The sequence below is a fragment of the Aquaticitalea lipolytica genome (assembly GCF_014641635.1).
Lineage (GTDB): Bacteria > Bacteroidota > Bacteroidia > Flavobacteriales > Flavobacteriaceae > Aquaticitalea > Aquaticitalea lipolytica.
In genome coordinates this window covers 139,443-163,037 of the sequence record NZ_BMIC01000001.1, presented here as the reverse complement: position 1 = coordinate 163,037, position 23,595 = coordinate 139,443, and the positions used below count along the sequence as shown (strand labels likewise).

The following is a 23,595-nucleotide window of genomic DNA, read 5'->3' as shown; positions in this document are numbered from 1 at the left end:
CATTGTATTTCAACGATATTATTTGTATTTCGTAGGATTTATGTTTATGTTTGACTCTAATATAATGAACCCCAAAATCTAATATTAAAAACCTACTATGAAAAATTATACTCAGATTATTATATGTTTAATGCTCTTAATGGTTGGCAATGTATTTGCACAACAAGAAAAAGGCATAGTTGGATCTAATAATTGGCTAAATTCATGGACTGAGTTTAAGCCAAGTTCAGTTGATTATCGCGAACCTACTCAAATATTAAGCGGTAACATATCTAAAGACACAAAATTATATAAAAAGGATACCTACTTATTGTTGGGTAATGTTTTTGTTACAGATAGTACTACACTTACTATAGAGCCTGGTACAGTTATTTTGGGTGACTTTAAAACAAATGGAACTTTAACAGTAAGTAAAGGCGCTACAATTATTGCAGATGGTTTAGAAACAGACCCAATTATTTTTACGTCTAACAGAAGTGTAAAGAAGCCAGGTGATTGGGGAGGAATTTTTATTCTTGGTGATGCACCAATAAACAAATTTGGAAATGAAGCTGCAGTAAACTTTGGCTTAAACCCTTCTTCATATAAAAATATAAGTTACGGTGGAGAAAATCCAAAAAGTAATTCAGGAATTTTAAAATATGTTAGAATTGAGTTTGCTGGAAAAAGAACTAAAAGTTACGGCTACTTTAATGCACTAACACTTGCAGGTGTAGGAAACAAAACTATTATAGAAAATGTAATGGTTAGCTATTGTGAAGGAAACGCATTTAATGTATTGGGTGGAGTAGTTAACTTAACAAAAATGATTTCATTTAGGTCAAATAGAAACGATTATGTTTTTAATGAAGGAACTCAAAGTAATATTTTTAATTCATTAGCTATTAGATCTCCATATGTGTCAAGTTCAGATGGTTCTAAATGTATGCATATTGCTTCTTATGATAAAAAAGAAGAAGCCGATTTAACTAAGAAAGGAACTTTCGTCAAAGCAGAAAACTTAACGTTAGTTAATGTTAGTGACGATTTAGCATCAGACATAAAAGTTGGCTTGGTAAAAGAAGCTTTGTATATAGCTAAAGATGCTTCTTTAGTTATGAATAAAAGTGTAATATCTGGTTTTAATCCTGCCGTTATTCTTGACAATAATATTACAGTTAACAGTCAAAATTTAGAAAAGATAAAATTTACTGAAATGTACTTCAACAATTGTAATGGTAATATTTTTGTTAAAGACAATGCCAATAATGAAGACTTAGAAAACTGGTATGGTAATAGAGCATTTTTTAATGTGTATTCTAAAGCAGACGATTCTGAAACTTTTATTGATTTAAAAAACTCAAAGCGCCCAGATTTTAGATTGCGAATTAATAAAATTATTGCTTCAAATGACTTCGATCCTGAAGACTAATTAATACGCAAAGTCTCATTAAGGAATTACCTTAAAGTTTATCATTTTGTATTAAAAGTATATATCTGAATTTTTAAAATGATTCAGAATTGACAATAAAAAAATGTATGGAGAAAAATTACTTATCTAATAAAATTTTAATAATATTTAGTTTTTTTGTACTTCTTTTTTCAGAACACACAAATGCTCAAATAGTTATTGGTTCGCCTAGCTTAGGCTTTAGCCAGGCTTGCGCAAATGCTTCTTTTAATACATATAATGTAACATTTGTATTCTCTCCAGAATCAGCATTAAATGCTTCAAATCAGTTTATAATTGAAATGTCAGATTCTGCTGGAAGTTTTTCAAATACAACAGTAGTTTTTACATCAAATCCGGGAGCAGTTACTACTTCTCCAGCTACATTAAGTTTTGCTTTACCAACTACAACTGCTGGTGAAGGATATAGATTAAGAATAAAAAGTACAGCACCAGTTGCTACTAGTTCTGGGTCTGCTGTTTTTGCTGCATATTATAAAATTCAAGATAGCCCATTCTCAATTAATAATTTAGTGTCTACAGGCGCTTATTGTACAGGAGGAAGCTATTTATTAACTATAGATAACCCTGGAAATGGCTCAAACGATTCTCCATTAAACTATCCATCGCTTACATTTAATTGGTATAGAGAAACTGGACCAACAACATCTGTATTTGTAGCTTCTGGTAATACATTATCTGTAAGTCAAGAAGGAACATACTTTGTTAGAACTAATTATGGAACATGTACTTCAAACTCATTTTCTAATCGAGTTACAATAAGCGAGGCTACTTCTGGACAAGCAGATGTCACCATAGCCTCAAGCCTTGGTAATCCATTTTGCTCTAGCGAAGGGTTAACAACTTTAAGCACTATAGGAGGAAACAGTTACCAATGGTACAAAAATGGAGTTATTATACAAAATGCTACCAGCCAAATGTACCAAACAGATGAATCTGGTACATATTCAGTACAGATAGATTTAGGAAGCTGTCAAGCTTCTGGCACTATTGATTTAGTGAGTGAAGGTTTTACAAGTTCAATAAATGTTCAAGAAACAAATACTATGTTACAAGGAGAATCACTAACTGTTATAGTTACACATGATGCAACAAATCCAGAATTCCAATGGTATTACAATGGTAGTTTATTAGTAAATGAAACTAGTAACACTTTTGAAGCAACAGAGTTTGGTAATTATGAAGTAATTATAAGCCAAACTACAGGATGTATTGTTTCAACAGAGTATACTTTTTCTATTAGTGAGCCAATTAATGTTACTAATATACATAATCTAATTAGCCCAAATGGAGATGGAACTAATGATACTTGGGTTATTCCTTTAGAGTATTCAGCAGGAACAAATACAGAAGTAACAATTTACTCTAGTCAAGGAAAAATTGTTTTTCAAACAAATGATTATCAAAATAACTGGCCAGAAAGTCAAATAAATTTAAGTAGTGTGAATTTAGTTTACTACTATATTATTACTAAACAAGGTCAAAAACCAAAAAAGGGTTCAATAACTCTAGTAAAGTGACATGAAAAAACATCTTTTGTCTATAGTGTTTTTTGTCTGTTTTACACAGATGTTCTATTCTCAAGAAGATGATGGAGTGGTTTCACTTGCCCTACCAATAAGAAATTCATTAAAGTTTAATCAGTACACAATTAATCCTACATTTAGTTTTGTTAGACAACAAAATAAATATTTAAGTTTTACAAATAAAAGAGAGTGGGTGCAATTTGAAGATGCTCCACAAACTTACCTAGCAAGTTATTCTGGCAGATTTAATGAAAACATGGGTGTTGGAGTAGGATTATTTCAACAAAACTATGGTGTATTAACAACATTTGGTGGTGTTTTAAACTTTGCTTACAATGCAAGATTAGATAATGATAATAATCTAACCTTCGGAATAAATTTAGGTGCTTATAAAAGCGGAATTGATAAAGGAAGAGTAATTACCAATTCTCCAGATCCATCCTTAGATAATGTTCCTTCAAACTTTTTATTAACCGCTAATCCAGGAATTAATTTTGGAACTGCATTTTTAGATTTTGGTGTTTCTGTAAATAATTTTTTTCTATATAATCTTAACACATCAGAAATGGTAAAAGATAACCCAGATCAAGGCATTCAAGCTCATATGATGTATACAGGTTATTTTGATAGCTATGGTTTTTTTAGTGACACCAAGTTTTCTGGATTAATAAAATCTGAGTTTAAAAAAGATAACACAATTGTTTCGGCAATAGCAATGGTTACAGTTCCTAAAGGAATTTGGGCACAAGTTGGTTATAGTAATTTATATGGAGTATCTGGTGGTGTAGGACTTAATATAACCAATCAAATTTTGATTGAATACAATTTTGAAAAGGCTATTGGAGATATATCAGGTTTTGGACCTTCTCATGAAATTTCGTTGGCCTATAAATTCAAGAATAGAGACAACTATTATTATAGTGCAGAAGATGATATAAGCGCACTTATTTCAACTGATAAAAAGCGCGTAAAGCCTTCAAATATAGATAAAGATAAAGCAGAAGCGAATAGAAAATTATCTAATGAAGCTAAAGCAGAAGCTGCAGCACTTAAATTGGCTGAGGCAAAAGCTAAAGAAGCAGCAGCAGCCCAAGCAAAAATTGATGCCGACAATAAGGCTAAGGCAGATGCAGAAAAAGCAGCTGCAAAATTAGCCGAAGATAAAGCAAAAGCTGAAGCAGATAGGTTAGCAGCAGAAGCGTTAGCAAAAGAAGTTGCCGAGGCAAAAGCAAAAATAGCAGCTGAAAATAGAGCTAAGGCAGAAGCAAAAGCGAAAGCTGAACAAGAAGCAGCCAAACTAGCTGAGGCTAAAGCAAAAGAAGCTACAGAAGCACAAGCTAAGTTAGATGCTGAAAATAAAGCGAAGGCTGAAGCTAAAGCAAGAGCAGAGCAAGAAGCAGCTAAACTAGCTGAGGCAAAAGCTAAAGCAGAAGCAGATGCTCAAGCAAAAATAGATGCAGAAAATAAAGCAAATGCTGAAGCAGAGGCAAAAGCAGCACAAGAAGCAGCAAAACTAGCAGAAGCTAAAGCAATAGAAGATGCTATAGCTCAAGCAAAATTAGATGCTGAGAATAAAGCAAAAGCAGAAGCAAAGGCTAAAGAAGAGTTGGTTTCAAATCCTAAAGATGAAATTGGAAAATCGATGAGCGCATTAGCTAAGCTAACAGAAGAAGCTAATGTAACTCAAAGTGCATTATTGAAAAAATTTAATGATGCTGTTGCAAGTAAGGATAAAGATCTTAAAGATTTAAAAGAAGAAAACGATTTAAGTGAAAAAGGAATCTATTTAGAGCCTAAACCATTTAAGAGTTTAACGGCTGAAAATAATGCTATTGAAACTTTAAAATTAGAGTTAGATAATATTATAAAAACTCGAGATGAAAATATTAAAGAATTAGAAGACTTATACGAGCAACGTTTAAGAATTGCTACTCTTGAGAATGATGAAGTAAGCTTATACTATAAAAACACTATTAAAAGATTAAAGGCTGAACAGTTAAATGCTATTCAAACAAAAACAAATTTAACAACCAGTCTAGAAAAAATTAAAGTCGATACTGAGTTTGAGAGAAAACGAAGAATTAAACGTGCTGCTTTTGATAATGAAGAAGAAAGATATTTACAAGATAAAGCTGCATTAAATATTATAAAGCAAAATACTACAGTAAGTTCAACGCCACCAAAAGCTGAAGATTTTGATTTTGGTGAAGAACAAAGCGGTAATATTCAAATCCTTAAAAATGTTAAAAATGTAGAAAACGGATACTATATAATTATTGCAGTACATAATGACAAAGATAAAAGAGATGATTTTTTAACAAAAGCAGTGGCATCAGGACGTAATGATATAAACTTTTTCTATGATGTAAATACAAGTAAATATTACATCTATTATCAAAAATTTGATAGTATAGAAGCAGCAAGCGAAGTATTAAAAACAAAAGGTAGTAAACCTTATAATAGTAAAATGTCAATAGTTAAAATTGAAAATTAAATAAATGGTTAGTGTAAAGTTTTATTTCTAAACGCCTCATTTAGAAATAAAGTAAAAAAAAATAATATCATGAAAAAACCTACTTTTTTTACGATAAGCCTAGTAGTAATGCTACTGGTAATGAGTTTTGAGTCAGTGGCTCAAAATCTTGTGCCATTTACACCTAGGTATGATCAGGCAATTAAAGGTGATATGCTTTTAATTGGAAACAGTAATTTGGGAATACATGTTTCAAATCCTTACAATGGTTCAGCTACAAATGATAACCTTAATGCGGCAGTTCATGTAGATATTGATGGAGATCCAACAACTTTTAACTCTAGTAGTGCAGATTTAGAAGTGCCAAGTGCTGATAGTTGTTATCAAATTGTCTATGCTGGTTTATATTGGAGTGCTGTTGTTAATGGGGCAGATCCGATTTCAAATGTTAAATTTAAAGTTCCTGGTGGTACATATACTGATATTACAGGAACCCAAATTTATTTTCAAAATGCCGCAAATAATAATAATTCAAATACTTACGCTTACTACCATGATGTAACAAGTATTCTTGCTTCATTACCAAATCCTGAAGGAACATATACTGTTGCAAATATTTCATCAATGGTTGGTCCTAGACCTAATGCTGAAGGACTTTCAGCTGGTTGGTCGCTTTTTGTTATATATGAAGATCCTGTTTTACCAGCTAAATACATTACATCTTTTGATGGTTTTACTAAAATCACAAGTACAATAAATGAAACAATACCAATTTCAGGGTTTAATACAATTCCTGTTGGACCAGTTAGAGCAAAATTTGCTTTTAGTACAATAGAAGGAGATAGACAGTATACAGGAGATTATTTAAGAATTAACGGAACTACAATTAGTGCGACAAACAATGCAGGTACGGTAATTCGACCAGGCAATAATTTCTTTAATAGTACTGTTTCAATTATCGATCCAGTTACAAATACACCAGAGCTTTTTAACTTAAGAAACCCTAATAGTTCTAACACCTTAGGGTTCGATTCTGGTATTTTAAATTTGCCAAATCCTGGAAACTCATTAATAGCTAACAATGCTACATCAGCAACTATTAGACTAGGAAGTAATTTAGATATCTATTACTTTTATTTTAGTGCTTTTGCTATTGAAATTATTGCGCCTAATATTGTTTTAACAAAAATAGTTGAAGATGATGCTGGTAATAATATTGGTGGCCAAACAGTTGGACTTGACCAACCATTAAATTATATAATTGGCTTTCAGAATACAGGTAACGATGATACTACTAATTTTCAGATTAGAGATATTTTACCTATAAACATTGTATTTAATTACCCAACAGATTTAGTTTTACCAGCAGGTGTTACAGTAGCTAGTTACAATCCTGGGACAAGAGAAATTATTTTTGATATTGCAGATTATTTAGTTGAAGAAAATGATCCAGTTTATGAAATTATAATAAGAGTAAGAACAGTAGAAACCTGTAACCAGTTAGCTGATGCATGTTCTAATATTATAAATAATCAAGCTTATGCCACTTATGAAGGTGTTACAAATCCAAACTTTGTTATAACAGACGACCCAAGTGTAAGTAGTAATACAGGTTGTTTATTAACGCCACAAGCAACAAACTTTTTGGCAGATTTAGATGACTGTACATTTGAAGAGAATGTTGTTCTTTGTGGTTCTAGTATACAATTAACTGCAGGAAATGGTTATGATTCTTATTCGTGGTCAACGAGTCCAACAGGAACTCCAGTTATAGGAACAACTCAAACAATTACAGTATCTGCAGCTGGAACTTATTATGTTCATAATACTGCTACAGCTCCTTGTCAGTCAACAGATCAAGTTTTTAATGTCACTTTGTTTGGTGCTAATATTACAAACCCAGTAATTCCTTATGCTGATGAAGTAGTTACCTGTCCTAATGACGGAAAATTATTGCCTAATATATTTTTATGTGGAGCAAATGATTCAAGAAATATTCAAACCAATATTTCTGGAGCAACATCTATAATATGGGAACAACTTAATGAAGGTAGTTGTGCACCAGTAGCAAACTCCGATTGTGCCAATGAAAATAGTGCTTGTACCTGGAATCAAGTTGGAACAGGACCAAATTTTAATGCTAATACTTCAGGGCAATTTAGATTAACAATTAACTATTCTGGAGGATGTTTTGTTCAGTTCTATTTTAATGTATATCAAAATATATTAAATCCAACTGTTACAACTTCAGATATCATTTGTACAACTCCTGGAAGTATAACAGTTAATAATGTGCCAAATGGTTATGAATATAGTTTAGATGGGACAACTTACCAAGCTAGTAATGTGTTTTCAATTTCAACTCCTGGTATTTATACAGTTTATATTAGACAAATAGGTATTCCTACTAATCCATGTGTGTTTACTGTGCCTGATGTGCAAATAAGAGAGAGAAATTTTACTGCTTCATCAATAGTAACACAACCATTATGTCATGATGATAAAGGAAGTATACATTTAGCTGCTAATGATGCTGATCCTCAGTATACATTTTCATTATATAGTGGTGCAACATTAGTAAATAGTGTAGGACCAATAGTGGCTAATAATCATACGTTTGCTAACTTAAATCCTGGCACTTATACTGCAATAGTAGAAACAGAAGATGGTTGTACATATTCAGAAGATATTACAATTGTGGAGCCACCATTATTAACAGTAACTGCAGCACTTACAACTCCTTTATCGTGTACTGATGGTGTCATTACAATTTATCCAGTTGGAGGAACAGCACCATATTATTATTTTATAAATAGTACAACTGTTTTTCAAACCAATCCTGAGTACATAGTAACAGCTCCTGGTGTATATGATATTACAGTAGTAGATTCTAACAATTGTAGTGCAAGCACATCAATAACAGTTGATGTTTCACCTGCGCCAGACTTTAATATTACATCTACAAATATATTATGTGCTGATGCAAGTAATTCTGGCTCAATTACTATTAATGTTACATCTGCGAATGGTAATAGTTTACTTTATAGTATTGATGGAGGCGTAACCTTCTTTAGTTCGCCAGTATTTACTGGTCTTGCTGAAGGTAATTATGATGTTGTAGTTCAGTATACAACAGGTTCTTCTGTTTGTGTAACCGATCCTCAAACAATAACAATTACTGCAAGTCCAGCAATAACTGGGACTGCAACATTAACAACACCTTATACATGTACTACTAATGGAGTAATTACTGTTTCTGGAGTATCAGGAGGTAATCCTCCATATACTTATAGTATTGATGGAGTAAATTTTCAAGCTGGAAACACATTTACAAATTTAACCAGTGGCACATACACTATTACAATTAGAGATAATAGTGGTTGTACATTTATTGCAAATACAATAACTATTGATCCATTAAATCCACCAACAGATTTAATGTTCAGCAATACACCATTATCTTGTCCATCAAACACTACAACAATAACAATCACAGGAACAACAGGTGGTATTGGAGTGTTAGAATATCAAATTACTGCTCCTGCCTCAGAAGCGACACCATATCAAACTTCTAATGTTTTTGCTGGATTAGGACCAAATACGTATACATTTCAAGTAAGAGATGAAAACGATTGTGTTTATAGCGAAACTTATTCAATTGCACCATTGCCTGCAATTACGGCTAGTGCAGTAATTACAAAAGATTTAGATTGTACAGCATCTCCAGACGCTATAATTACTGGAACAATTTCCGGAGGTGTAGCACCATTTACTTATGCTGTTTCTATTAATGGAGGAGGATATACTTCGTTAGGGGCAACTGGAACAACATTTACGTATTCAACTGCTACATCTGGAACATTTCAATTTCAAATAACTGATGCTAATGGTTGTACCGCTTTAACAGGAGTGCAAACAATTAGCGCTATTTCTTTACCTGAAATAATATCTGTAATACAAACACAACCAATTTTATGTAATGGCGACTCAAATGCAGCGATTCAAATTACAATTAATAATACAGTAGGAACACCTCCTTTTGTAATAAATGTGTTTAATAATACAACAGGAACAGATTATGGCACTCAAACATCTGGTTTAACGGCTGGAGACTATACCATTACATTAACAGATTCAAAATCGTGTACAGATGTTGAAACCATAATAATTACAGAACCAAATGCTATTGCATTCAACTTAACAAAAGTTGATATTACGTGTAGTAATCCTGGAGGAACTAGTTTAGGGTCAATAACAGTAGAAAATGTTACTGGAGGAACAACTCCCTTTAGATATTTTATTTCTAATAATTTTGGAGATGTAATTCCTGGAAATCCATATAATGCGGTTTCAAATGAAGATCACACATTTACAATAATAAATTTTGGTACTTATACAGTAAATGTTATTGATGCTAATGGTTGTAGCTTGTCTCAACAAATAGTAATTGCTTCACCACCTTCAGATTTATTAATTGATGTAAATACTACAGCGCCAGATTGTACTTCTGGTGGAGTAGCTGAGGTTACTGCAATTTCTGTAGTAGGAAGCGGAAGTTACGAGTTTGGTATTTTAGAGTTTAATACAGTGCCTTATACTTCAACGTATTATCCGCCAGACATACCTGGAGGAGATACTAGAACATTTACAAATTTAACACCTGGAGTTATTTACACTTTTGTTGTTCATGACTTAGTAACCGATTGTTATTTTGTAAAGTCTGCAGATACTCCTATAGCTCAAGCATCTACATTAACATCTGCAGTACAGCCAAATAATGTAATGTGTATTGGAGAAAATAATGGTAGTGTAACGTTTACAATTGATAACTTTGATAGTACAACAACTTCTGTTGATTATGCAATATATACTGCATTTACTAACGTATTAATTGATGGTCCAACAAATTTACCTGTGACTTTTGGAGTTCCAGAAACTGTAACAACACCAATACCTGGAACATTAGCTCCTGGTCAATACTATATTGTTTTCACAGAAAATGGAACTGGAGCATTTAATGGATGTATGTCGGCTTCTGCAATTTTTGAAATTACTGAGTCTGCAGTCGATTTAAGTATTAGTGCAACTATTGATGCAAATGCAAATTGTAATCCAAATTCTGGAGTTATAAGTGCAATAGCTTCAAATGGTACTGCGCCTTATTTATATCAATTAACAACATCTGCAACACCACCTTTAACTACAGACCCATTATGGTCTAGTGCAAGTACATTTAATGTTAATGCTGGTAGTTATTATGTGCATGTAATGGATGCAAATGGTTGTATTAGAACTACACCAGTTTTAAATGTTATCCAAGATGCAGAACCAGTAATTAATGCAGTTGTAAATAATCAATGTACAGCAACTGAAGGTAATTTTGTTATTGATGTAACTTTAACTACACCTGGAATAGCTCCTTATACTTTTAGTATTAATGGAGGTGCGTTTCAAACACAAACTTTACCATTTAGTATATCTAATTTATCATCTGGAACACATACAGTAGAAGTAAGAGATTTAAATGGTTGTGGTAACCTTGTTTCTGTAACTATAGCTCCTCCTTTAGGATTGACGCCTTCAGTAACAGCGTTACCAACGTGTAATAATGATGATGGTGAAATAACAATTACAGGTTTTGGAGGCTCAGGTTCTTATGCTTATACAATTAGCCCAAATCCTGCATCAATAAGTTTATCAGGAAACGTGTTTTCTGGTGTGCCTTCAGGAACATATACAGTTACTATTACAGATACAGTAACTTTATGTATTGAAGATGTAACAGTAACATTACCTACAGCAATAGCACCTTCATTTACTACATTACCAAGTAGTGTTACTTGTTTTGGTGATAATTCTGGCTCATTTGAAATAAATGTTAGTGGTTATTCTGGACCATATAGTTATGAGGTGTTTGATAGTTTTGGTACTTCTGTAACTGGTGTTGTAGCTGCTAACACCTCTACAAACCCAGAAACAGTTAACGGAATGACATCTGGTACTTTTACAGTTGTAATTACTGAAACTGCGACTCCGTTTTGTAGTGCTACATCAAGTGTTATTATTTCATCACCAGCACAACCTTTATCAGTTGTAGCTACAGAAACATCAAATGTAACTTGTGATGACAATTTAGGAACAATAACTGCTATTGCTAGTGGAGGTTGGGGAACTTATGAATATGAATTAACAGGAGCTGCAACAGTTGGATATTCGCCAAATGGAACATTTACAAACTTATCAGCTGGTACATATACAGTAAATGCAAGAGATGCACAAGGATGTGAAGTTTCAACAAATGTGACTCTTAATATTCCTAACCCAATAACTGCAACATTTACTCCTAGCACAACTTTATTATCTTGTTTTTCAGACCAAAACGCTACAATAACTATTACTAACGTTACAGGAGGTCAGGGAAGTAATTATACTTATACACTTAATACAATTTCACCTACTGTAAGTTCATCAGGTCCACAAAATTCTAATGTATTTAGTGGTTTAGGAGCTGGTACATATAATGTTACTATAACTGATGGCTACAACTGTAGTATGACTTCGTTAGATATTGTTATAAATCAACCGAGTCCAATTCAAGCAACTTTGGTAGCAGCATCAACACAAACTTGTTTAGTTGACGCAACATTAACATTAAGTGCGTCGGGAGGTACAGGAATATATACTTATAGCAACACAAGTAATTTTGCTACTATTTTAGGAACGTTTACAACTTCTACTACATTCTCTGTTCCAGTAGGAACTTATAATTATTATGTTAGAGATGCAAATGGATGTATTTCAAATGTTTCTAATGAGATTACAATTGATGCTCTTCCTCCTTTAGTAATTAATTTAGAATCTACAAATCCGACAATTAATTGTACTGGAGATAACACAGGAGTTATTAATGCAACTGCTCAAGGTGGATTAGGAAACTATGTGTATACATTACAAGACACTTTAGGCAATACAATTCCTGCAACTCAAAATAGTCCAGGTGTTTTCACAGGTCTTGTTGCTGGTACATACGTAGTAAGAGTAGATAGTGGAGATTGTAACACTGCAACCTCGCCAATTACTATTACTGAGCCTACAAATGCATTAAATGTAAATCACATAGTTAGTAATGTTTCATGTAGTGGTACTAATGATGGATCTGTAGAGATTATTGCTACAGGTGGAACAGGCATTATTAAATATGCAATATCACCTCAATTAAATCAATTTTTTGAAACTAATATTTTTGAAAACTTAGCTCCAGGAAATTATGATGCTATTGTACAAGATGAATTAGGTTGTTATGTAACTTTTAGTTTTACAATAACAGAACCTATTCCTGTTATGATTACAATAGTGCCTAACTCTATATACGCTGAGGTTTGTGAAGGTGATAATAATGCAGAGTTTAGTATTGATATTTCTGGAGGAACTTCTCCATATAGCGTGAGTATAGATGACTATAATGGACCTTATACTACAGGAGCAGTAGGTCAAACACAATTCGATTTTACTGATTTAACAGGTGGAGATCATAGTGTATTTGTACGTGATAGTCAAGGGTGTGAATCAGAATGGAATATAACTTTACCAGATCCTGTTAGAATAAACCCGATAGCTAATGTTGAATATGTTTGTGATAATAACCTTACTAGTAATATTGTAACAGTTACAGTTGATGATAGTATAACAGATCCATCAGATTTAGATTATTCATTAAATGGTGGTCCTTATCAAACAAGTAACATATTTACAAACGTAGTTGCTGGTATAGGTCATTATATAGATGTAAGACATACTAATGGTTGTATTCAAAGAACAAATAGTTTCGACATATTACAGTTTCAACCATTATCACTTGTATTAAATGATGGAGGTTTAAATGAGATAATAGCAATTGCTACAGGTGGTACAGGTGGTTATCAATACACATTAAATGGTGAGGATTATGGTGATGTTAACACGTTTATTATTACGCATTCTGGAGACTATACAGTTACAGTTACTGATAGTAGTGGTTGTGTTGCAGTAGCTACTAGATACTTTGAGTTTATTGATATCTGTCTTCCAGATTACTTTACACCAAATGGTGACGGAATTAGTGATGGATGGGGACCTGGATGTGCTGAAAATCATCCAAACCTTGAGTTCGATATTTTTGATAGATATGGACGTAAAGTAGGTACTTATAGACTAGGTCAGTATTGGGATGGTAAATACAATAATGCTGAACTACCTACAGGTGATTACTGGTATGTGGTTAGACTTAATAATCCAAACGATAATAGAGATTTTGTAGGGCATTTTACCCTTTATAGATAACGATGAATTGTAGTGAGATTATCTAATAAAATAACATTGATATGAAAAACATAATAAAATATATCCTTTTTGTAGTAATTACACAAAGCTATGGACAAGAGCTAAACTTACCTGTATGGACTCAATATCTGGCAGATAACGATTTCGTAATTTCTCCAACTTATGCTGGAATTGGTGATAATTTAAGAATTAGAGCCAATGGGTTAACGCAATGGGTTGGTATAAAAGATGCGCCAGACAATCAAGCATTATATGCCGATTTTAGAATTGCTGACCGTTCAGGTATTGGAGTGTCTTTTTATAATGATAAAAATGGATATACGCGTCAAACAGGAGCTAAATTCTCTTTTGCTCATCATCTTGTTTTAGATTATTATTCTAAACAATATTTGTCTTTTGGTATTTCATATAACATCAATAATTTTAGAATTGATATCAATGAATTTCAGCCAACTTACGATAATCCAGTAATAGACCCAAGTATTACAGATAACAGAGCAATTTCTAACAATAACTTTGATGTAGGTGTTTTATATAGAAATCATGGGTTTTATTTAAGTCTTAATGCTAATAATATTTTGGAGAAAGATATTGATAAGTTTGAAGGAGTAGAGCCAAGTTTACTGTTAAACTATCAGCTATATTCAGGATATGTTATTCAAAGTGTTAGAAATAAAAGGGTAGAATATGAGCCTTCTGTTTACTTTCAGCTATTTGGAAGCGACAAACGATCATCAACAGATTTAAATTTTAAATTCAGAAAGTATAATAGAGATGATGATTATTATTGGGTTGGTGCTTCTTATCGTTTTTTAAATGATCAGTTCTTAAAACCTTTAAATGTTGGTCCAATGGTTGGTGTTATGAAATCTAAATTTTATTTTGCTTACTCATATCAATTTACAATCAACCAACTATCGCCTTATAATTCTGGAACCCATAGTATAACAGTAGGAGTAGACTTTTTACAGGGAATCAGCAATTGTCCGTGTACAAAAAGTAGAATTAAATTTAAATAAAGAAAAGAATTTATTGGGTTATTTGAGCTTGATAAAATTCATTATCAATAACCACTTTTTTTATAAACTTAAAGGTGATATCAAAAAAATCAGCACTAGGTATTTTAGATAAATCGTGACCTTTATCTTTATAACTAATTAATATATTACTTGTATTAAAGCTAGAAATTGATTCTGTTATTTTTTTAGAACCATAAAGGGGTAAATACCCTTTATCTGTTGCTTTGCATGATCTATGAGATGCTTCATTATAAGGAACAACTTTATCAATTACGCCATGAAAAAACACACCAGGAACACTATTGCTAGTTGTAATTAGACTTGGGTTTAAAACAGCTCCTGAAATAGAAACTACTGCACTTATTTTTATGTGTTTATATTTTTCATAATTGGGTAATACTAACTCGTCTTTATTATATACTAAATTTAAAATGCTTTCAGCACCAGCGCTAGTGCCAGATAGTATAATTTTAGTTTGGTCTATGTAAAAATCATCTTTATAATTCACCAAAAAAGTTAATGCATCAATAACATCTTCAGCGGCTTTTGAAAATGTTTTAATTTTTTCAGCACCTTTATAATCACATCCAAATATTACATCTTTAGGAAGTAGCCTATAATCTATAGATGCAACAGCATACCCTTTTTTCGCTATACTTTCTAGCATTTTTACAGTCCCTAAATCATTTCTGGAACCAGAAGAAAATCCTCCTCCATGAACATATAAAAACAATGGTTTTGCTATAAGACTATCTTCAATTGGCTCATAGAAATCTAGTTTTAAAGTGTCTAAATTTTTAATTGAGTAATTATAAGTGTTTTTACTAATTTTTTTAAAAACACTATCTACATATCTTGTTTGAGACACCATCAAAACAGGAAACACTAAAAATAAGAGCGCAAAAAAGTTGAGTTTCATAGTTTAAGCAATAGTAAAGTTTAATTTTTTGCAAAAGTAGTTTATTAATATTTGATTCATCTTTTTTGTTTCAAATAAAGTATAGCTGATAAATATCATAGGATATTTTACAGTGCTTAAATAGTTTTATATGACAAAAGTAAATATGTTATGAAAATTATTTTATCTGTTTTAACTGTTCTTTTTTTGGTTAGTTGCTCATCAACAAGAATAGTAGATACTTGGACCAATCAAGAGCATTTAAATTATAAGCCTAAAAAAGTATTAATTGTTGGTGTAACTGAAAATTTAACTGCTAGAAGACTATTTGAAAGTAAATTAAAAGATGAATTTACTGCTAGAGGGATTAATGCGGTTGAGAGTTATAATGTTTTTAAACCGACATTTACTAATGCAAAGCAAACTGAAGAAGAAATTGATGAAGAGGTAAAGAGAGTTTCTAATAATGGATTTGACTCTGTTTTGATATCTGCTGTTAAAGGAGTTGATGAAAAAGTGACTTACTCAGGAGATGCGTATAGAACTAATTATTATTGGAGACGTTTTGGGCGCTATTATTATTTATACCAAGACGTTTATTTTGATAGAGGTTATTATGAAAAATATAATGTTTATCACATTGAAGCTTCTCTATACAATCTAAAAGAAAATAATGATAAATCTTTAGTTTGGGTTGCTTCATATGATATTGTTGACCCAAATACGATAAATACTACCATAAACGATTATGTTAATGCAATTATCAAATCGCTTGAAAAAGAAAATATAATTTCTAATAAATAATAACAGTGAAAGTATTAGTTTATAGTGCCAAAGAATTTGAAATTCCATTTCTAGAAAAAGAAAATAAAGGCAAATTTAAAATAACCTTTATTGAAGATGCTCTTACATCTGAAACAGCTATGAAGGCAGTAGGTTTTGACGCAATATGTATTTTTTCTGGAGATACCGCATCTAATATTGTTTTAGAAAAATTAAAAGATTTTGGAGTAAAATATATTGCTTTAAGATCTGCTGGTTATGATAATGTAAATTTGTTGACCGCAAAAAAACTCAACATAAAGGTAGCTAATGTTCCAGCCTATTCTCCTTATGCCATTGCAGAACATGCGGCAAGTTTATTGTTAGCACTTAATAGAAAGCTAATAGAATCTAACAGGCGAGTTAAACGTTACAATTTTAATTTAAATAACCTTATAGGTTTTGATTTAAATAACAAAACCGTAGGAATTGTAGGAACTGGTAAAATAGGTGCTATAATGGCTAAAATAATGAACGGATTTGGATGTAATCTTATTGGTTATGATATTGAAGAAAATAAAGAGTTAATAAGAAACTATAAACTAAAATATGTTTCATTACAAAACCTGTGTGAGCAAGCTGATATTATTACTTTGCATTTGCCTCTAAATAAAGATACGTTTCATTTAATTGATGAAGAAAAAATAGAAGCAATGAAACCAGGTGTTATTATTATTAACACAGCTAGAGGAGCTGTATTAAATACAGAACATATTTTAGATGCACTTGAAAATAAAAAGATTGGCGCTTTAGGAATTGATGTTTATGAAAACGAAAAAGGAATATTTTTTAAAGACCTTTCTAACAATATTCCTAATGATAATCTTCTACTTAAATTAAATGCTATGCCTAATGTTTTAATTACTGGGCATCACGCTTATTTAACAGCTGAAGCCCTTTCTAATATTGCCGAAACAACAATAAATAATTTGGAGAGTTGGAGTAGTGGTAAAGTAAATATTAATGAGTTATAACTATAGTATTTAAGTTAGTTGTAAATATCTTTTAAGGTTTGTTTATTTCCATTCTTATCTAAAATATTTAAGTCATATCTTATTTTAATTTTAGTACCAATTGGTGCATAATAATATATTATCCATGCATCTGCTTCTTTAGTTCCAATACAGCCATTGGAGTATGCTTTTCCTAATGTTTCTTGATTTGTGGTTGGATGTATTAATTGACCGTCTCTAATACCATTAATTTCAGTTTCTATAAAAGGGATTTGGGGTAGTTTTGTTACTTTGCCATCATCTCTATTAGTTACAAAATATTGATTGCCATTAACAGGATTATAATAATCTGGATTTTTAACATGTTTTACTATAGTTCCACTTCCTGTTTTAGTTTTTAAATCAAGAACTCTTCCAGCCATTTTTAAATATTTTTTTTCGTTTCTGCCCACTCTCACTAAAAACTCGTGTAATAAAACAGAATCTCTATAAATACGAAGTTTATATTCTGGAATATTTAAATCAATCCAAGTGCTTTTAAACTCTTTTTCAATGTTTGAGCTTTCTAACGAATCTGGAATTTTTATAGAACATCCTTTTCTTAAAACAATTAAGTCTTTTTGATTATATACAAACGAATCTTTTGCAATCATTCTATAATAATCTGTATTTGCCAAGGAGTCAATAATCCAAGGATTATGGCGAACTAAAATATGTTCAGATAGTTTGTAATTATTTATTGAGTTGTAATGCTTTACAATCGAGTCGATATATTGAAAATAACTTTTTACTTGTATATTTTTATTTACTATTATTAGCTTATCTGTACTTTTACTATTATCGTTAGTACTGCTAAATATTACAAAAAGTATTAAAAGTGTGTGGTACGAGAATGTTTTTAGAATTTGCACTTTATATTATTTTTTTATTTTACCAACAGCGCAACTTATATAAGATTTAGCTTTAGTCATTAATTTGTTTTCTTCACCAAGAATAGGATATCCTAACGTTGACAGTATGTGTTTAGCTCTTTCAAAATCATGGTTTGTATGAAAGTTGAATGAAACAGATTCGTCGTTTATATTAACTTCAACTTCACTTATGTTTTTCTGTTGATTAAGTTCATTAGCTATGGTGCGTTCGCATCCTCCACATTTTAAATTCTGTATATGTACTGTTGTTCTCATTTTTATATTAAAAGCTTATAAAATTATTAGTAGTTTCATCTTTTTTTAAACTAAAGTTAGATAGAGCTTTAACAGCTGTATTGTAGCCAATATCAAATATTTGATTAATATATTTTTTATCAAAAGTCCCATATTTGTTGAGCTCTTTTGGGTAAATAATTATATCGCAATCATCAAATTTTTTAATGTCTTCTTTTGCAGACTTTAATTTAAAAGCTCTCTCTATCACATTGTAAGAATGTTTTAGATCATTTAGTGTTATAATATCAAAACCATTAACATAAACACCAATTATATTGTCACATTGCTGTTTTAAAGTTTCAATAGGAAAATTATTAAGTGCTCCACCATCAATATAATATGAGTCATTAATTTTTACAGGTGCAAACAATCCAGGAAAGGCAGCAGAGGCTAATACAGGTTTAATTAATTCTCCTTTGCTAAATACTTCTAGATTGCCATTAAGTAAATCGGTTGCAGTAATAAAAAGCTGCTTTTTTAAAACTGAGAAATTGTCTTCTTTAATATATTCATTAAGATTAGGATAAAACTTTTCAGCATCTATAAAGCCTGGCTTATTAATAGCATATTTTTTAAAATCTAATATCTGTGTGTTTTTAAAAAAATTCAAAATATCTTCCCAAGAATATCCATAAGCATATAATGAGCCCACAATTGCACCTACACTAGAACCTGCAATATGTGTAGGTGTAATGTTATGCTCTTCTAGCGCTTTTATAACACCAATATGAGCAACACCTCTCATTCCTCCTCCAGATAGAACTAAACCTATATTCATGTTAAGAAATATATTTTAAGAACAGTAAAATTAGTACCAATAAATCATCTTTAAAATGATATTTATCAGTCAAGTAGCATGATTTATATCATATTAAAAAATAAATAGCAACTCTATATTTGAGATATAAACACTAATAATGAGTAGTTCAGAAAAAATAAAAAACTTTTTTACTGAAATTGGCGAGCTCACATACTTTACTCGACGTTTTTTTAAAGAAGTTATTACTAGACCATTTGAGATTAAAGAACTCTTAAGACAATGCTATAACATTGGTAACAAATCATTATTGCTCGTAAGTGTTACAGGATTTATTATTGGTTTAGTAATCACCTTACAAACAAGACCAACATTAGAAGAGTTTGGAGCTGAATCTTGGATGCCTTCTATGGTAAGCATTTCAATTATTAGAGAAATTGGACCAGTAATTATAGCTTTAACATTTGCAGGACGAATAGCATCAGGAATAGGTGCAGAGCTGGGTTCTATGAAAGTTACAGAACAAATTGATGCTATGGAAGTTTCAGGAACAAATCCATTTAAATATTTAGTAGTAACAAGAGTTCTTGCAACTACACTAATGCTTCCTTTGTTAGTAATAATAGGCGATGCCATTGCGCTTTATGGCTCTTTTATAATTGAGTACTCAAAAGGTGAAGTGTCATTTGTGCTTTACTTTAATAAAGTATTTAACTCATTAGAATTTGGAGATCTAATTCCAGCAACGATAAAAACTTTTTTCTTTGGATTTGCTATTGGTATTGTTGGATGTTTTAAAGGTTATAATTGTAAAAAGGGAACTGTAGGAGTAGGTTTAGCTGCAAATTCGGCAGTTGTTTTTTCTTCAATGTTACTTTTTATAATCGATTTCATAGCAGTTTTTATAACAGATATATTTTTTGAAATTTAAAGATGAATCAATCACAACACATAGAAAAACAGAGTGTCAAGCAAACTTCTAGAAAGCTAATGTTAGATATTAAAGACTTAAGAAAAAGTTTTGGAGACACTCATGTTTTAAATGGCTTTAATTTAGAACTCTATGAAGGCGAAAATCTTGTTATCATGGGGAAGTCTGGTTCAGGAAAATCGGTTATGATTAAATGTTTAGTTGGTTTAATGCAACCAGATTCTGGTAACATTAAAGTTATGGGAAAAGATATTGCAACATTAAACCAAATAGAGTTAGACGAGTTGCGAACAGAAATTGGTTTTTTATTTCAAGGCAGTGCATTATACGATTCAATGACAGTAAGAGAAAATTTAGAATTTCCTTTACGAAGACACAAGCACAAATTTGGAACAAATATCGATACATCAGAATTAGTAGCTGAAGCACTAGAGAATGTTGGATTAGCTCATACAATCGATTTAATGCCTGAAGAACTTTCGGGTGGAATGAAACGCCGTGTAGCACTAGCTCGTACACTTATATTAAGACCTAAAATTATTTTGTATGACGAACCAACAAGTGGTTTAGATCCAATTACATCTAAAGAAATCATTGAGCTGATGCGACGTATACAAAAGCAGTATAAAACCTCGTCTTTAATAATAACTCACGATGTAGATTGTGCTAGAGTAGTTTCTGAGCGAATGGTTTTGTTGGTTGATGGGATTGATTATGCTAAAGGCACTTTTGCTGAGCTTGCTGCTTCTTCAGATAAAAAAGTAAAAGCATTTTTTAAATAATTAAAATTTAGAGTTATGAAAAAATCAGGTAATGAAAAATTTAAATTAGGTGTTTTAGTCATCATAGGCTTAATCATTTTTGTTGTAGCTATTTTTTTAATTGGTAATCGTCAAAACATGTTTGCTAAAACATTTACTATAAGTGCAAACTTTAATAATGTTAACGGTTTACTTAAAGGTAACAATGTTCGTTTTTCAGGTATTAACGTTGGTACAGTTAGAGATATAACAATGATTAACGATTCAACAATAAATGTTGTTATGGTTATTGATGAAAAAATGGTACTGCATATAAAAAAAGATGCTATAGCTACTATTGGTACTGATGGCCTTGTTGGCAACATGATTGTAAATATAATTCCTGGGAATGGTATTTCTGGCCCAATTCAACCAAACGATGTTATTAAGTCTTATACAAAAATAGGTACTAGCGAAATGCTAAATACTTTAAATGTTACCAATGAAAATGCTGCTTTGTTAACAGCAGAACTTTTAAACATTGTCAATTCTATAAATAAAGGAGAAGGAACTTTGGGATTGCTAATTAGCGATAGTATAACTTCAAATAACCTTAAACAGACAATTAATAATCTTAAGTTAACTAGTATTGAGGCTAACAAAACAATGAGAGAAGTTAATACTATTGTAGGTGCTATAAATTTTAATGAAAGTGTTGCAGGTGTTCTGCTAAGTGATACTATTGAAGCTAATAAAGTAAAACATATTATTACAAACCTAGACGACTCTAGTGAGGATATTAAAACAGTTATAGGAAATTTAAATGAAACATTATTAAACTTAAAAGAAGGAGAAGGAGCAATTAATTATTTATCAAATAATGATGAGCTAGTTAAAAACCTTGATGAGGTTATAAAAAACATTAATGAAGGCACTAAAAAGTTTAATGAAAATATGGAAGCACTTAAGCATAATTTTTTAACAAGAGGCTACTTTAAAAAATTAGAAAGAGAAGAAAGAAAAGCTAAAGAAGAATCAGATAAAAACGAGAACTAAGAAGACAATATTTTTTGAATTAAAAGTATTATAAGTGCTATTACAAAAATGCTGGTATAGATTAATTTATTGTATTTGGCCAGCCAGTTTGGTAAAAAAATATCAAAATTTTCTTTTGTTGAATCTGAATATTTCCTTGCAATTATTGTTAAAGGACAAAACATTTTAAATATTAATAATACAATACCTTCTAGTACTATTAATCCAATGCTAATCCAAATCAACTTGTCAATTTTATAAGTGATAGCAGCAAATAATAAGTAGAAAATAACTACATTAAAAAACAACCATACTAATGTATGTACACTTTTTATTAATATTAATTTATTACTTTTTTTCAAAATCTTTTAGATTATAATCAATATTTATTATTTCTATATTTAACCAATTAAAATCACCTTCTTTTAATTTCCATGTCACTTCACTTTTATTAGGGATTCTGTAACCATTAAAGGTTTTAAATTCTACATTTTTTATTTCCCATTTTTCTAATTTTGAATTTACATCACCACCAAAATATCTATTAGTTTCAAACAAGATTAAATCTCCTTCATGATTAAATTTAAATATACCAGATACGCTTATGTTGTTAAGTGTTAGAGTAGCTTCAGCTGAGTTATGATCTATGGTCCTCCAAGTAATATATTTATTTAATGCAGCAGATGGAAACCAGCAAATTTCGCTTAAAAACCTTGTCATTGTTGCAGAGTTAACCTTAGGGTTATTTTTTTCGTTGACAATTGGAAACAATGACATTATTTTAATTAACATTTCACCATTTTCATTGTTCATTTTATCACGACCTACTATACTTATGTTAGGGAAAGCTTCAACATTAACGCTCCAAACAAAGGAAGGCTTAGTAACATTAAAGTATTGTTCCGCAGTAAAGGGCATCCATTTACTGTTAGCTTTAATACGCATAACACCTTTTTGTTTTAAATGAACATTAGTAATATTAATTTGATTAGTAGCACCAGATTTTTTAATCCATTTTTCAACAATCTCAGGGATCTGATTGGTGTTTGAATCTTTAATGATTATACTTTTTTCTATTCCCTTTTTTTTAATAACCTCTTTAAATTCTTTTTCTACCATTGTATTAAACCTATAATTGCCATAGGCTTGTACACATACTAAAAGGGTTATTAAATTTATTACTGTTCCATACTTAGCATCTTTCCAATAGATTATAATTAAGATTTGAGAAATAATTATTCCTATTGTGCATATATAAAACCAAAGAGGAGACTTGTAGATGTATAATATTATTGAGGCTAAAAACAGTATGGCAACAAATAGCCAAAATAGACCTATTGGCTTTGAAATATTTTGTGTTAGCTGCTCTATCTTATAGTATTGAAATGCTTTAAGAAAGCCCATTAAATGAATAAGAGCATGAATAAAAAGTAAGACTATAAAAATTATTTTCATAATAATAGT

The 23,595-nt window shown here is 31.0% G+C and carries 15 protein-coding genes; 10 read left to right on the top strand and 5 right to left on the bottom strand.

All coding sequences use genetic code 11. From position 1 onward, the window contains the following. Positions 1-97: 97 nt before the first annotated feature. From IEW41_RS00710 to IEW41_RS00690, 5 genes are all read left to right on the top strand, one after another. Positions 98-1,411 carry a beta-helix domain-containing protein gene (locus IEW41_RS00710; protein ID WP_188604421.1) on the top strand — a complete coding sequence of 438 codons (1,314 nt, stop codon included), beginning with the start codon at positions 98-100 and terminating at the stop codon, positions 1,409-1,411. A 107-nt stretch (positions 1,412-1,518) separates the two neighbouring features. Continuing rightward, on the top strand, positions 1,519-2,970 hold the full coding sequence (locus IEW41_RS00705; protein WP_188604420.1) for a T9SS type B sorting domain-containing protein: 1,452 nt from the start codon (positions 1,519-1,521) through the stop codon (positions 2,968-2,970). 1 nt (position 2,971) lies between these two features. After that, positions 2,972-5,470 carry a PorP/SprF family type IX secretion system membrane protein gene (locus tag IEW41_RS00700; protein ID WP_188604419.1) on the top strand — a complete coding sequence of 833 codons (2,499 nt, stop codon included), beginning with the start codon at positions 2,972-2,974 and terminating at the stop codon, positions 5,468-5,470. A gap of 69 nt (positions 5,471-5,539) precedes the next feature. Then, complete coding sequence (locus IEW41_RS00695; RefSeq protein ID WP_188604418.1) at positions 5,540-13,768, top strand: T9SS type B sorting domain-containing protein; 8,229 nt, start codon at positions 5,540-5,542, stop codon at positions 13,766-13,768. A 41-nt stretch (positions 13,769-13,809) separates the two neighbouring features. Then, positions 13,810-14,787 carry a PorP/SprF family type IX secretion system membrane protein gene (locus IEW41_RS00690; protein ID WP_188604417.1) on the top strand — a complete coding sequence of 326 codons (978 nt, stop codon included), beginning with the start codon at positions 13,810-13,812 and terminating at the stop codon, positions 14,785-14,787. 10 nt (positions 14,788-14,797) lie between these two features. Here IEW41_RS00690 and IEW41_RS00685 read toward each other — a convergent pair whose 3' ends face one another. Beyond that, on the bottom strand, positions 14,798-15,706 hold the full coding sequence (locus IEW41_RS00685) for an alpha/beta hydrolase (protein WP_188604416.1): 909 nt from the start codon (positions 15,704-15,706) through the stop codon (positions 14,798-14,800). Positions 15,707-15,856: 150 nt separating this feature from the next. On the opposite strand from IEW41_RS00685, the gene IEW41_RS00680 reads away from it, so the two are divergent. Together IEW41_RS00680 and IEW41_RS00675 are read left to right on the top strand one after the other, a co-directional pair. After that, positions 15,857-16,489 (top strand): hypothetical protein, encoded by a 633-nt coding sequence (locus IEW41_RS00680; RefSeq protein WP_188604415.1) that lies wholly within the window; start codon positions 15,857-15,859, stop codon positions 16,487-16,489. Positions 16,490-16,494: 5 nt separating this feature from the next. Beyond that, a complete protein-coding gene (locus tag IEW41_RS00675; protein ID WP_188604414.1) occupies positions 16,495-17,481 on the top strand; it encodes a 2-hydroxyacid dehydrogenase in 987 nt (328 codons plus the stop codon). Positions 17,482-17,495: 14 nt separating this feature from the next. Here the strand turns inward: IEW41_RS00675 and IEW41_RS00670 are convergent, their stop codons facing one another. Genes IEW41_RS00670 through IEW41_RS00660 form a run of 3 tightly spaced genes read right to left on the bottom strand, consistent with a single transcriptional unit; the run spans position 17,496 to position 19,446 of the window. After that, positions 17,496-18,371 carry a L,D-transpeptidase gene (locus IEW41_RS00670; protein ID WP_188604413.1) on the bottom strand — a complete coding sequence of 292 codons (876 nt, stop codon included), beginning with the start codon at positions 18,369-18,371 and terminating at the stop codon, positions 17,496-17,498. Positions 18,372-18,377: 6 nt separating this feature from the next. Next, positions 18,378-18,647, bottom strand: a complete 270-nt coding sequence (locus tag IEW41_RS00665) for a heavy-metal-associated domain-containing protein (RefSeq protein ID WP_188604412.1) — start codon at positions 18,645-18,647, stop codon at positions 18,378-18,380. Positions 18,648-18,654: 7 nt separating this feature from the next. Beyond that, entirely contained in the window at positions 18,655-19,446 is a 792-nt protein-coding gene (locus tag IEW41_RS00660) for a patatin-like phospholipase family protein (protein WP_188604411.1), read from the bottom strand. Between the two features lie 139 nt (positions 19,447-19,585). Here IEW41_RS00660 and IEW41_RS00655 point away from each other — a divergent pair, with 139 nt between their 5' ends. Genes IEW41_RS00655 through IEW41_RS00645 form a run of 3 tightly spaced genes read left to right on the top strand, consistent with a single transcriptional unit; the run spans position 19,586 to position 22,152 of the window. Then, positions 19,586-20,356: an MlaE family ABC transporter permease gene (locus IEW41_RS00655; RefSeq protein ID WP_188604410.1), complete on the top strand. Its 771-nt coding sequence runs from the start codon at positions 19,586-19,588 to the stop codon at positions 20,354-20,356. A 2-nt stretch (positions 20,357-20,358) separates the two neighbouring features. Then, entirely contained in the window at positions 20,359-21,138 is a 780-nt protein-coding gene (locus tag IEW41_RS00650) for an ABC transporter ATP-binding protein (RefSeq protein WP_188604409.1), read from the top strand. A gap of 15 nt (positions 21,139-21,153) precedes the next feature. Next, complete coding sequence (locus IEW41_RS00645) at positions 21,154-22,152, top strand: MlaD family protein (protein WP_188604408.1); 999 nt, start codon at positions 21,154-21,156, stop codon at positions 22,150-22,152. Positions 22,153-22,479: 327 nt separating this feature from the next. On the opposite strand, the gene IEW41_RS00640 is transcribed toward IEW41_RS00645, so the two are convergent. Next, complete coding sequence (locus IEW41_RS00640) at positions 22,480-23,586, bottom strand: DUF6920 family protein (RefSeq protein ID WP_188604407.1); 1,107 nt, start codon at positions 23,584-23,586, stop codon at positions 22,480-22,482. Between the last annotated feature and the right edge of the window lie 9 nt (positions 23,587-23,595).

What these genes read in the sequence shown, in the direction of transcription:
- IEW41_RS00680 (WP_188604415.1), top strand. Translation starts at nt 15,857, where the DNA reads ATGAAAATTATTTTATCTGTTTTAACTGTTCTTTTTTTGGTTAGTTGC.
- IEW41_RS00685 (WP_188604416.1), bottom strand. Translation starts at nt 15,706, where the DNA reads ATGAAACTCAACTTTTTTGCGCTCTTATTTTTAGTGTTTCCTGTTTTG.
- IEW41_RS00705 (WP_188604420.1), top strand. Translation starts at nt 1,519, where the DNA reads ATGGAGAAAAATTACTTATCTAATAAAATTTTAATAATATTTAGTTTT.
- IEW41_RS00655 (WP_188604410.1), top strand. Translation starts at nt 19,586, where the DNA reads ATGAGTAGTTCAGAAAAAATAAAAAACTTTTTTACTGAAATTGGCGAG.
- IEW41_RS00690 (WP_188604417.1), top strand. Translation starts at nt 13,810, where the DNA reads ATGAAAAACATAATAAAATATATCCTTTTTGTAGTAATTACACAAAGC.
- IEW41_RS00640 (WP_188604407.1), bottom strand. Translation starts at nt 23,586, where the DNA reads ATGAAAATAATTTTTATAGTCTTACTTTTTATTCATGCTCTTATTCAT.
- IEW41_RS00665 (WP_188604412.1), bottom strand. Translation starts at nt 18,647, where the DNA reads ATGAGAACAACAGTACATATACAGAATTTAAAATGTGGAGGATGCGAA.
- IEW41_RS00695 (WP_188604418.1), top strand. Translation starts at nt 5,540, where the DNA reads ATGAAAAAACCTACTTTTTTTACGATAAGCCTAGTAGTAATGCTACTG.
- IEW41_RS00650 (WP_188604409.1), top strand. Translation starts at nt 20,359, where the DNA reads ATGAATCAATCACAACACATAGAAAAACAGAGTGTCAAGCAAACTTCT.
- IEW41_RS00710 (WP_188604421.1), top strand. Translation starts at nt 98, where the DNA reads ATGAAAAATTATACTCAGATTATTATATGTTTAATGCTCTTAATGGTT.
- IEW41_RS00660 (WP_188604411.1), bottom strand. Translation starts at nt 19,446, where the DNA reads ATGAATATAGGTTTAGTTCTATCTGGAGGAGGAATGAGAGGTGTTGCT.
- IEW41_RS00645 (WP_188604408.1), top strand. Translation starts at nt 21,154, where the DNA reads ATGAAAAAATCAGGTAATGAAAAATTTAAATTAGGTGTTTTAGTCATC.
- IEW41_RS00700 (WP_188604419.1), top strand. Translation starts at nt 2,972, where the DNA reads ATGAAAAAACATCTTTTGTCTATAGTGTTTTTTGTCTGTTTTACACAG.